The organism is Citrobacter sp. S55_ASV_140, from assembly GCF_018919505.1.
GTDB classification, from domain to species: domain Bacteria; phylum Pseudomonadota; class Gammaproteobacteria; order Enterobacterales; family Enterobacteriaceae; genus Citrobacter; species Citrobacter werkmanii.
This window is the reverse complement of record NZ_JAHLQZ010000140.1, coordinates 1-11281: the sequence shown is the minus strand read 5'-3', so window position 1 is coordinate 11281 and position 11281 is coordinate 1. Positions and strand designations below refer to the sequence as shown.

Below are 11281 nucleotides of genomic sequence, written 5' to 3'. Positions count from 1 at the left end.
GGCTGTAGCGTGCGTCATCGCCGCCGATCACTTCCCGCAGGTGCCATGCAATGGCTTCCCCTTCGCGGTCAAGGTCGGTTGCGAGATAGATGTGGTCGGCTTTTTCAGCCAGTTGCTTCAGTTCAGAAACAACTTTCTCTTTACCAGGCAGCACTTCATAGCGCGCATCCCAGTTGTGCCACGGGTCAACACCCATGCGGTTGACGAGAGCGCCACGTTCATCCTTTTTGGGCTTTTTAGCCGTTTTGGTGGAGGTTGAGTCGGCGCTCTTTTTAGTTGCTGAGCCACTGGTCGGCAAATCACGGATATGACCAACGCTGGATTTCACCACGTAGTCATTACCCAGATACTTGTTGATCGTTTTGGCTTTTGCCGGGGACTCAACGATGACAAGAGCTTTACCCATATTCACCTTTACCTAATTTGATTCTTCCAGAATGCGTCGCACGTTGATTCACCTTCCACTGGCGACGAGACATTGATATGGTCTCTGCGTCGGCGGATATCAACCCCTTAAACTTTTTCGCGCTTGTAATGTAACTCTCATGTAACTGAGTTAACAGGCTTTTTTGCTCACAAACGCTATAGCACGACGAAGTATTGGTCGAATGTCAAGCAAATCTGTTGCCAGATTGACGAAAGCGTCACACTGTACCTGATAAAATGCGTTACGCAACTTTATTAGCATGCAAAAACAAATCCCGCCAGTTGCAACCCCGACGTAAGACCTTCATTTATGTCAGGGAATATTTGCCCATAAGCCGGGCTCGGCGTAGACTAATGTCCTTGTTTAAGGAGTAAATAATGCATAAAGACACGCAACCTATCGATCGCGAAACGCTGCTGATTGAAGCCAACAAAATCATTCGTGAGCATGAGGACACGCTGGCGGGGATTGTCGCCACCGGCGTTACGCAGCGAAATGGCGTGCTGGTTTTCAGCGGAGATTACTTTTTAGACGAACAAGGGCTTCCGACGCCCAAGAGTACGGCGGTGTTTAATATGTTTAAGCACCTGGCGCACGTACTTTCTGAAAAGTATCACTTGATCGATTAATACAAGAAATGATTTGCCGGATGGCGGCTCCGCCTTATCCGGCCCGGGATGTTACGATCCTCAAGGCCGGATAAGATGCTTTAGCATCACCATCCGGCAATGACAATTTTACATCAGCGGTTTCTGTCCTCGCTGCCACCAGCGCAGCAGCAAACGATCGGCGCTCTCGGCCGCACTCCCGGTAAAGCGATCCATCAGTTTTTTGCGCTGCATATAGCGAACGCTTAACACTTCGCGACCTTCCATTAGCCCGAGAATCACTTCGTCGCTGGTATTGATTTCATCCACCAGCCCGTTTGCCAGCGCCTGTTGCCCAAACCAGTGTTCGCCGGTGGCCACCTGTTCAATGTCCAGAGTCGGACGCATGCGCTGCACAAAATCTTTAAACAGGTGATGGGTTTCATTCAGATCTTCGCGGAATTTTTGCCGCCCTTCTTCCGTGTTTTCACCCAGCAGCGTCAGCGTACGCTTATACTGCCCGGCGGTGTGCAGTTCGATATCAATATCCTTCCCCTTCAGAAAGCGGTTAAAGTTCGGGATCTGCGCCACGACGCCAATAGAGCCGACAATAGCAAACGGCGCTGAGACAATTTTATCGGCTACGCAGGCCATCATATATCCACCGCTCGCGGCGACTTTATCCACCGTTACGGTCAACGGAATCTGCTTATCGCGCAAACGCTGTAACTGCGACGCAGCCAGACCATAACCATGGACCACACCGCCCGGGCTTTCCAGGCGAACCACCACTTGATCCTGCGGTTTAACGACCGCCAACACCGCCGTCACTTCCTCACGTAACGCGCTGACCTCATGGGCGTCCATGCTGCCTTTAAAATCCAGCACCCATACACGTGGTTTATCAGATGATGTACTGTCTCCCAGCTTCGCTTTTGCCTTGGCTGCCTTTGCTTCCAGTTTCTGTTTCTTTTTCTGCGCCTTATGCCAGAATTTTTGCTGATGCCCGTCCAGTAGTGCCAGCGACAGATCATCCTTCATCTCTTTATATTGCTCGCTGAGGTTAATAACCCGCAGCTCCCCGCGCTGACGCTTGCGTTGTGTCGCGTTCACAATCAGCATCACAACTACCGCAATAGCCACCACGACAGTGACAATTTTTGCCAAAAACAGCCCATATTCAGACAACAATTCCACGAGACCCACCTTGGTTAAACAACGCTATTTCCGCTCAGTGTACAACAGGCTGCTTAACCCGTCTTGCTTCATCCATCCTGGCGCAGAATCAGCAAAAAGCATGACAAAGCGTTCATTTTGCGGTGTTATTGCCTTTGGCTGATTGAAAAAGAACAGGGTTTAAGGCATAAAGCCGAAACGTTATCGCGAACGAGAAGGCCAGAGCGTTGCCGAGGAGTAGCCGTGCATTACCAACCTAAACAAGACCTTTTACAGGACCGCATTATTCTGATTACCGGTGCCAGTGATGGTATCGGACGTGAAGCCGCACAGACCTATGCGCGATACGGCGCGACCGTGATTCTGCTTGGGCGTAACGAAGAAAAACTGCGCCAGGTTGCCCGCACTATTGCCGATGAAAACGGTACGCAGCCACACTGGTTCACGTTGGATCTGCTCACTTGTACGTCTGAAGAATGCCACCAGCTTGCACAGCGCATTGCCGCACATTTTCCACGTCTGGATGGTGTTCTCCATAATGCCGGATTACTGGGTGATATTTGTCCGATGAGCGAACAAAATCCGCAGGTCTGGCAAGATGTCATGCAGGTAAATGTGAATGCCACCTTTATGCTGACCCAGGCATTGCTGCCGCTATTGCTGAAATCCGATGCCGGTTCGCTGGTCTTTACCTCTTCCAGCGTCGGTCGCCAGGGACGCGCCAATTGGGGAGCGTATGCCACTTCCAAATTCGCTACCGAAGGCATGATGCAGGTTCTGGCAGATGAATATCAGAACCGTCACCTGCGCGTAAACTGTATCAATCCAGGCGGTACGCGTACCGGCATGCGAGCCAGCGCATTTCCAACTGAAGATCCGCAAAAATTGAAAACTCCCGCCGATATTATGCCGCTCTATCTGTGGCTGATGGGCGATGACAGCCGCCGTAAAACCGGTATGACTTTCGATGCCCAACCGGGCCGTAAACCAGGAATAGCTCAATGAGTGAAGAACGCTACCAGCAACGCCAGCAGCGCGTTAAAGAGCGGGTTGATGCCCGCGTTGCCGCTGCAAAGGATGAACGCGGGATCATTATCGTGTTCACCGGAAACGGTAAGGGTAAAACCACCGCAGCGTTCGGGACCGCCACGCGCGCGGTGGGCCATGGTAAAAAAGTCGGCGTGGTGCAATTTATTAAAGGTACCTGGCCAAACGGTGAACGAAACTTACTCGAACCCCATGGCGTAGAGTTTCAGGTTATGGCGACAGGATTTACCTGGGACACGCAAAACCGCGAGTCGGATACCGCAGCCTGTATGGCCGTATGGGAACATGGAAAGCGAATGCTGGCTGACGCTCAACTGGATATGGTTATCCTGGACGAACTGACCTATATGGTGGCGTACGACTATCTGCCGCTTGAAGAGGTTATCAATGCCTTAAATGCGCGCCCAGCCCATCAAACGGTGATCATCACCGGTCGGGGATGTCATCGCGATATTCTTGAGTTAGCAGATACGGTCAGCGAGCTGCGCCCGGTTAAGCACGCGTTTGAAGCGGGCGTGAAAGCTCAGATGGGAATTGATTACTGACAGCAGGCCGGATAAGGCGCTTGCGCCGCATCCGGCTCCACGCTAACGCCTGATGGCGCTTTGCTTATCAGGCCTGGTCATGATTAACCGTTGTTGCTGCGACCGCCCGGACGACGGCTGCTGCCGACCTGTGAGTGGCGCTTCACCGCACGACGGATCTGGTTCGCTTTCATCCGACGACGATCTTTCTCGACGGCAACTTTAGAGGTCGTTTCCGGCTTCAGCTCCACCAGTTCACGCAAATAGTTGGTCTGCGCAAGATCAAGCTCCGTCCAGCCGCCACGCGGCAGCCCTTTCGGCAGCGGGATATCGCCGTAACGGACACGGATAAGACGACTTACCTGCACGCCTACAGCTTCCCACAGGCGACGTACTTCACGGTTACGCCCTTCGGTCAGCGTGACGTTATACCACTGGTTGATCCCTTCACCACCGCTGAACTTGATTGTTTTAAACGCCGCCGGACCATCTTCCAGCTGTACGCCACGACTCAGATCGCGCAGTTTCGCGTCATCAACCTGACCAAACACACGCACCGCATATTCACGCTCAACTTCACGGCTTGGATGCATCAGACGGTTTGCCAGTTCACCGTCGGTAGTGAACAACAGTAAACCGCAGGTATTCACATCCAGACGCCCAACGGCAATCCAGCGCGCATCGCGCAGTTTTGGCAGACGATCAAACACGGTCGGACGACCTTCCGGATCGTTACGGGTACACAGTTCACCTTCTGGTTTGTAATAGGCCAGAACGCGACAGATTTGTTCCGCAGACTCTTTAACCGAAATCAGATGACCGTCGATACGGATTTTCAGACCCGGCGTCACTTCAACGCGATCGCCGAGCGTGGCAATTTTACCATCAACGCTCACACGGCCCGCGGCAATAATGGTTTCAATTTCACGGCGAGAACCGTGGCCGGCGCGCGCCAGCACTTTTTGTAACTTTTCGCTCATAGAGCTTCCTTTAGATGTCGCCTTCACAGGCGTCGAACAGGAGAATCAACGGCGCCAGTCAGCGCCATTTTAAGGCCGCGTAGTATAGCGGTTCGCGCCCTTATAAGAAAGGTTTAACGTCGCCGACGCCTTCACGCAAGACCACCGGAGAATCGTCAGTTAAATCGATGACCGTGGTCGGCTGCTGGCCGAGATAGCCGCCGTGGATAATCAACTCCACCTGCTTCTCCAGACGATCCTTAATCTCTTCCGGGTCAGATTCGGTAAATTCACTGCCCGGCAGCATCAGTGACGTGGAAAGCATCGGTTCGCCCAGCGCTTCCAGCAGCGCCAGCGCAATCGGATTCGACGGCACACGCAGGCCGATGGTTTTACGTTTTTCCTGCAACAATCGGCGTGGCACTTCTTTCGTCCCTTTCAGGATAAAGGTGTAGTTGCCCGGCGTGTTATTTTTAATCAAACGAAAAGCCACGTTATCGACAAACGAATAGGTCGACAGTTCGGACAGGTCACGGCACATCAGCGTAAAGTTGTGTCCGTCCGGCAGGTGGCGAATGCGACAAATGCGCTCCATTGCGCCTTTATCTTCAATTTTGCAGCCCAACGCATAGCCGGAATCGGTTGGATAGACAATCACCCCGCCCTTACGCACGATTTCAACGGCCTGATTGATCAGCCGCTGCTGCGGGTTTTCGGGATGAATATAAAAAAACTGGCTCATACTTTCCTCTCTGTAATCTCAGGCTGTTCCCAAAGTTGCCAGACGCCTTCTACGCCTGCGGGCAACCAGAGTTTACGACCCAGTTCAATCCACGGGCAGGGCTGATGAAAATCAGATCCTTGCGATGCCCACAATTGATGCTGGCGCGCAAGCGTCGCCAGATGGGTGCGTTCATTGGGAGACTGTTGGCACTGCGCCACTTCCATCGCGTCACCGCGGTGTTCAGCGAAGTATGCAACCAGTCTTTTCAGCCACTTAGCGCTAAGATCGTACCGCCCCGGATGAGCCAGAACTGCCTTACCGCCAGAATGATGAATGACATCAATAGCTTGTTCTATTGTACACCACTGCGGCGGAACGTAACCGGTTTTCCCACGGGCAAGGTATTTTTTAAAAACATCTGCAATAGTCGTGGCTTTTCCGCATTCCACCAGAAAACGCGCAAAATGTCCCCGCGTGACCGCCCCGCCATCTGCCAGACGCAACGCGCCTTCCCATGCGCCGGGAATATGCGCTTTGTCGAGTCGTTCAGCAATCAGGCGCGCGCGCTGCTGACGGCGCTCCGTTTGTTGCGCCAAAAACTCGCACATCAATGGATGAGAAATATCTATATTCAGACCCACAATATGGATCTCATGATTTTCCCACACCGTTGAAATCTCGACGCCCGAGATCAGATTTAACGCTAAACCCGAACGTGAAATTTCTTCTCTTGCCGCCGCAATACCGCCCGTGGTGTCATGATCGGTGATCGCCAGTGTGCCGACTCGCATCTCTACCGCACGGTGTACTAAGGCTTCAGGGGTTAATCGCCCATCGGAGGCTGTAGTATGACTGTGCAGGTCATAAATCACTGCGTAATTCGTGTCGCTCAAGGCGGCTCCCATTTCAATAAATGTCGTAACACGCCCATCATAGCGGTTTCGACAAATTTACTGAAATCAGGTGTTGACTTTACTCCATCGAACTAGTTAACTAGTACGCAAGTTCACATGAAGAAGGTATCTGAGATGAAAGCAACATTTGTTCTGCACGGTTGGTGGCGCACTTCCTGATTTCGGGCAGTGTCTTACGTCTGCAATATGCAACCAGATACCCGGCCCGCCAACTGAGCGGGCTTTTTTTTGAACAAAATTAATGAGAACAACGATGCAAACACCAAAACCGACACTCGAACTGCTTACCTGCGATGCCGCCTACCGTGAGAATCCGACGGCGCTGTTTCATCAGGTATGTGGCGCTCGTCCAGCGACACTGCTGCTTGAATCTGCAGATATCAACAGCAAAGATGATCTGAAGAGCCTGTTGCTGGTCGACAGCGCGTTACGCATCACCGCCCTGGGTGACACCGTCACTATTAAGGCGCTCTCCGCGAACGGCGCATCGCTGCTGCCCCTGCTGGATGCAGCGCTGCCTGCTGGCGTTGAAAACGAACAACAGCCGAACATACGCCATTTGAAATTTCCCAATGTAAGCCCGTTGCTGGATGAAGACGCCCGCTTGTGTTCCCTTTCCGTATTTGATGCTTTCCGTTTATTGCAGGAACTGGTCAACGTCCCTGCGCAAGAACGTGAAGCGATGTTCTTCGGCGGTCTGTTTTCCTATGACCTGGTCGCCGGTTTTGAAGATTTACCTCAGCTTGAAGCAGGTAACCGTTGCCCGGACTACTGCTTCTATCTGGCTGAAACGCTGATGGTCATCGACCACCAAAAGAAAAGTACCCGCATTCAGGCCAGCGTATTTACCCCCAGCGATGGCGAAAAACAGCGTCTGAACGCTCGTCTGGCACAACTGAGCCAGCAGCTTACCGAGCCTGCGCCGCCACTGCCCGTGACAGAAATTCCGCAGATGCGCTGCGAATGTAACCAGAGCGATGAAGAATTTGGCGCTGTGGTGCGCGGGATGCAAAAAGCCATTCGCGCAGGCGAGATTTTCCAGGTGGTTCCGTCCCGCCGATTCTCATTGCCCTGCCCGTCACCGCTGGCGGCCTACTATGTGCTGAAGAAAAGTAATCCCAGCCCGTATATGTTTTTCATGCAGGACAACGATTTCACGCTGTTCGGCGCCTCCCCGGAAAGCTCGCTGAAATATGATGCCACCAGCCGGCAGATTGAGATCTACCCGATTGCCGGGACGCGTCCGCGCGGTCGCCGTGCGGATGGCTCGCTGGACCGCGATCTCGACAGCCGTATCGAGCTGGAGATGCGTACCGATCATAAAGAGCTTTCCGAGCACCTGATGCTGGTTGACCTTGCGCGTAACGACCTGGCGCGCATCTGCACGCCGGGCAGCCGCTACGTTGCTGACCTGACCAAAGTGGATCGCTACTCCTTCGTGATGCACCTGGTTTCCCGCGTGGTCGGCGAACTGCGTAGCGATCTGGATGTGCTGCATGCGTACCGCGCCTGTATGAATATGGGCACGCTAAGCGGCGCGCCGAAAGTTCGCGCCATGCAGCTTATCGCCGAGGCAGAAGGTCGTCGCCGTGGCAGCTATGGCGGCGCGGTAGGCTACTTTACCGCCCATGGCGATCTGGATACCTGTATTGTGATTCGTTCCGCACTCGTGGAAGACGGTATTGCCACCGTACAAGCCGGTGCCGGGATTGTTCTGGATTCTGTACCGCAGTCTGAAGCCGATGAAACCCGTAATAAAGCGCGTGCGGTTTTACGTGCTATCGCCACCGCGCACCACGCACAGGAGACCTTCTAATGGCTGACATTCTGCTGCTCGATAACATCGACTCATTTACCTATAACCTGGCGGATCAGCTGCGTACTAATGGTCACAACGTGGTGATTTACCGCAACCATATTCCGGCCCAGACGTTAATTGACCGCTTAGCAACCATGAAAAACCCGGTGCTGATGCTCTCTCCGGGACCCGGTGCGCCAAGCGAAGCGGGCTGCATGCCGGAGCTGTTAACCCGCCTGCGCGGTAAGCTGCCGATTATTGGTATTTGTCTGGGGCATCAGGCGATTGTTGAAGCCTACGGCGGCTATGTCGGTCAGGCCGGAGAGATCCTGCACGGTAAAGCATCCAGTATTGAACATGACGGTCAGGCAATGTTCAGCGGTCTGGCAAATCCATTGCCGGTAGCGCGTTACCACTCGCTTGTTGGCAGCAACGTTCCAGCCGGTTTGACCATCAACGCCCACTTTAACGGCATGGTGATGGCGGTCCGTCACGATACCGACCGCGTGTGTGGCTTCCAGTTCCATCCGGAATCGATCCTCACCACCCAGGGAGCGCTTCTGCTGGAGCAAACGCTGGCATGGGCGCAACAGAAACTCGAACAGACCAATACGCTGCAACCTATTCTGGAGAAACTGTATCAGGCTCAGACGCTGTCCCAACAGGAAAGCCACCAACTGTTCTCGGCCGTAGTACGCGGTGAACTGAAGCCGGAACAACTCGCTGCGGCCCTGGTGAGCATGAAAATTCGTGGCGAACACCCGCATGAAATTGCCGGCGCGGCAACCGCACTGCTGGAAAACGCCGCCCCGTTCCCGCGTCCTGATTATCTGTTTGCCGATATTGTCGGTACCGGCGGCGACGGTAGCAACAGTATCAATATCTCCACGGCCAGCGCCTTTGTTGCGGCGGCCTGTGGACTAAAAGTGGCGAAGCACGGCAACCGCAGCGTCTCCAGTAAATCGGGTTCTTCGGATCTGTTGGCGGCATTTGGCATTAATCTGGACATGAACGCCGATAAATCCCGTCAGGCGCTTGACGATCTCGGCGTGTGCTTCCTGTTTGCACCGAAATACCACACCGGTTTTCGCCACGCCATGCCGGTACGCCAACAGTTAAAAACCCGCACGCTGTTTAATGTGCTCGGTCCGTTGATTAACCCGGCGCATCCGCCGCTGGCGCTGATCGGCGTTTACAGCCCGGAACTGGTGCTGCCGATTGCCGAAACGCTGCGCGTATTGGGGTATCAACGTGCCGCGGTCGTACACAGCGGCGGCATGGATGAAGTTTCGCTGCATGCGCCGACTATTGTGGCAGAGCTGCATGATGGCGAAATCAAGAGTTATCAACTGACGGCGGAAGACTTTGGCCTGACGCCGTACCATCAGGAACAGCTGGCGGGCGGTACGCCGGAAGAAAACCGTGACATTCTTAGTCGCTTGTTACAAGGTAAAGGTGAAGCCGCTCACGAAGCAGCCGTTGCCGCGAATGTCGCCATGTTAATGCGCCTGCACGGTGAAGAAGATTTAAAAACTAATGCGCAAACCGTGATTAATGTGCTGCGTAGCGGCGCGGCCTACGACCGTGTTACTGCGCTGGCAGCAAGAGGGTAAATGATGCAAACCGTTTTAGCGAAAATTGTCGCTGACAAGGCGATTTGGGTAGAAGCCCGTAAACAGCAACAACCGCTGGCCAGTTTTCAGAATGACGTACAACCCAGCGCTCGTGATTTCTACGATGCGCTGCAAGGCGCACGTACCGCCTTTATTCTGGAGTGCAAAAAAGCCTCGCCATCGAAAGGTGTGATCCGTGATGACTTCGACCCGGCACAGATTGCGGACGTGTATAAACATTATGCTTCAGCGATTTCCGTACTGACCGATGAAAAATATTTCCAGGGCAGCTTTGATTTCCTGCCCATCGTCAGCCGTATCGCGTCGCAACCCATCCTGTGTAAGGACTTTATTATCGATCCTTACCAGATATACCTGGCGCGTTTCTACCAGGCGGACGCCTGCCTGCTGATGCTGTCAGTACTGGACGATGAGCAATATCGTCAACTCGCCGCCGTGGCCCATAGCCTGAAAATGGGTGTTCTGACCGAGGTCAGCAACGAAGAAGAACTGGAACGCGCGATTGCGCTTGGCGCGAAAGTCGTCGGTATTAACAACCGCGATTTACGTGACCTGTCGATTGATCTGAATCGCACCCGCCAACTGGCGCCACGTCTGGGCCATGGCGTAACCGTCATCAGCGAGTCCGGTATTAATACCTACGGCCAGGTACGCGAACTCAGCCACTTCGCCAACGGTTTTCTGATTGGCTCTGCGCTGATGTCGCATGATGACCTGCACGCCGCTGTGCGTCGGGTTCTGCTTGGCGAGAACAAAGTCTGCGGTTTGACCCGGGCTCAGGATGCAAACGCGGCATATGAAGCGGGCGCCATATATGGCGGGTTGATTTTTGTGCCCTCATCTCCGCGCGTAGTTAGCGTTGAGCAGGCGCGGGAAGTGATGAGCGGCGCGCCATTACAGTATGTCGGCGTGTTCCGCAACACCGAGATTACCGAGGTGCGCGATAAAGCGTTGGCCCTGGGACTGACTGCGGTGCAACTGCATGGGAGCGAAGATCAGACCTATGTTGACGCGCTGCGCGATGCGCTGCCCAAACAGGTGCAAATCTGGAAAGCGCTGAGTGTTGGCGAAACGTTGCCAGACCGGGATTATCAGCATGTCGATAAATACGTGTTCGACAACGGCCAGGGTGGTAGCGGTCAACGCTTCGACTGGTCGCTTTTAGGCGGGCAATCGCTGGAAAACGTTTTACTGGCTGGCGGACTTGGCGCTGATAACTGTGTCAATGCGGCAAAAACCGGCTGTGCCGGGCTCGATTTTAATTCTGGCGTAGAGTCACAGCCGGGCATCAAAGATGCACGACTTCTGGCTTCGGTCTTTCAGACGCTGCGCGCATATTAAGGAAAAGGACATGACAACATTACTCAATCCGTACTTTGGTGAATTTGGCGGTATGTATGTGCCACAAATTCTAATGCCTGCTCTGCGTCAACTGGAAGAAGCTTTCGTCAGCGCGCAAAAAGATCCTGAGTTTCAGGCGCAGTTTACCGA

At 53.7% G+C, this 11281-nt stretch carries 12 protein-coding genes, 1 pseudogene and 1 other annotated feature; of the genes and pseudogenes, 8 read left to right on the top strand and 5 right to left on the bottom strand.

From position 1 onward, the window contains the following. The coding region (locus KQJ18_RS17490; RefSeq protein WP_253297512.1) for a toprim domain-containing protein at positions 1 to 406 on the bottom strand (406 nt) is incomplete at its 3' end. Between the two features lie 398 nt (positions 407 to 804). On the opposite strand from KQJ18_RS17490, the gene KQJ18_RS17485 reads away from it, so the two are divergent. Further along, the gene (locus KQJ18_RS17485) at positions 805 to 1056 is read left to right on the top strand and encodes a YciN family protein (RefSeq protein ID WP_003020616.1); all 252 of its coding nucleotides are present in this window, start codon (positions 805 to 807) and stop codon (positions 1054 to 1056) included. 108 nt (positions 1057 to 1164) lie between these two features. Here KQJ18_RS17485 and sohB read toward each other — a convergent pair whose 3' ends face one another. After that, positions 1165 to 2211, bottom strand: a complete 1047-nt coding sequence (gene sohB, locus KQJ18_RS17480) for a protease SohB (protein WP_069324978.1) — start codon at positions 2209 to 2211, stop codon at positions 1165 to 1167. A gap of 222 nt (positions 2212 to 2433) precedes the next feature. Here sohB and KQJ18_RS17475 point away from each other — a divergent pair, with 222 nt between their 5' ends. Further along, positions 2434 to 3195, top strand: coding sequence for a YciK family oxidoreductase (locus tag KQJ18_RS17475; protein ID WP_038640968.1), 762 nt, complete (start codon positions 2434 to 2436; stop codon positions 3193 to 3195). Continuing rightward, positions 3192 to 3782 carry a cob(I)yrinic acid a,c-diamide adenosyltransferase gene (cobO, locus tag KQJ18_RS17470; protein ID WP_069324977.1) on the top strand — a complete coding sequence of 197 codons (591 nt, stop codon included), beginning with the start codon at positions 3192 to 3194 and terminating at the stop codon, positions 3780 to 3782. Before KQJ18_RS17475 ends, cobO begins: the two co-directional genes overlap by 4 nt. Before the next feature lie 83 nt (positions 3783 to 3865). Here cobO and rluB read toward each other — a convergent pair whose 3' ends face one another. The 3 genes from rluB to rnm all read right to left on the bottom strand — a co-directional run bounded on the left by rluB (position 3866) and on the right by rnm (position 6349). Then, on the bottom strand, positions 3866 to 4741 hold the full coding sequence (gene rluB, locus KQJ18_RS17465; protein ID WP_038640972.1) for a 23S rRNA pseudouridine(2605) synthase RluB: 876 nt from the start codon (positions 4739 to 4741) through the stop codon (positions 3866 to 3868). A gap of 100 nt (positions 4742 to 4841) precedes the next feature. After that, complete coding sequence (locus KQJ18_RS17460) at positions 4842 to 5462, bottom strand: L-threonylcarbamoyladenylate synthase (protein WP_042308069.1); 621 nt, start codon at positions 5460 to 5462, stop codon at positions 4842 to 4844. Then, positions 5459 to 6349, bottom strand: a complete 891-nt coding sequence (rnm, locus tag KQJ18_RS17455) for an RNase AM (RefSeq protein WP_087856124.1) — start codon at positions 6347 to 6349, stop codon at positions 5459 to 5461. The genes KQJ18_RS17460 and rnm overlap by 4 nt, the downstream gene beginning before the upstream one ends. A 123-nt stretch (positions 6350 to 6472) precedes the next feature. Between rnm and trpL the strand changes: the two genes are divergently transcribed. The 5 genes and pseudogenes from trpL to KQJ18_RS17430 form a co-directional block, all read left to right on the top strand. Continuing rightward, a complete protein-coding gene (gene trpL / locus KQJ18_RS17450; RefSeq protein WP_012905981.1) occupies positions 6473 to 6517 on the top strand; it encodes a trp operon leader peptide in 45 nt (14 codons plus the stop codon). Beyond that, positions 6494 to 6588, top strand: a sequence feature (Trp leader region). It overlaps the preceding gene by 24 nt. Positions 6589 to 6611: 23 nt before the next feature. Continuing rightward, on the top strand, positions 6612 to 8174 hold the full coding sequence (locus KQJ18_RS17445) for an anthranilate synthase component 1 (protein ID WP_085048097.1): 1563 nt from the start codon (positions 6612 to 6614) through the stop codon (positions 8172 to 8174). Continuing rightward, positions 8174 to 9769 (top strand): bifunctional anthranilate synthase glutamate amidotransferase component TrpG/anthranilate phosphoribosyltransferase TrpD, encoded by a 1596-nt coding sequence (trpD, locus tag KQJ18_RS17440; protein ID WP_038640980.1) that lies wholly within the window; start codon positions 8174 to 8176, stop codon positions 9767 to 9769. Before KQJ18_RS17445 ends, trpD begins: the two co-directional genes overlap by 1 nt. 3 nt (positions 9770 to 9772) lie before the next feature. Then, the gene (trpCF, locus tag KQJ18_RS17435; protein ID WP_199967415.1) at positions 9773 to 11131 is read left to right on the top strand and encodes a bifunctional indole-3-glycerol-phosphate synthase TrpC/phosphoribosylanthranilate isomerase TrpF; all 1359 of its coding nucleotides are present in this window, start codon (positions 9773 to 9775) and stop codon (positions 11129 to 11131) included. Between the two features lie 10 nt (positions 11132 to 11141). Continuing rightward, a pseudogene (locus tag KQJ18_RS17430) lies at positions 11142 to 11281 on the top strand (tryptophan synthase subunit beta); the annotation flags it as partial.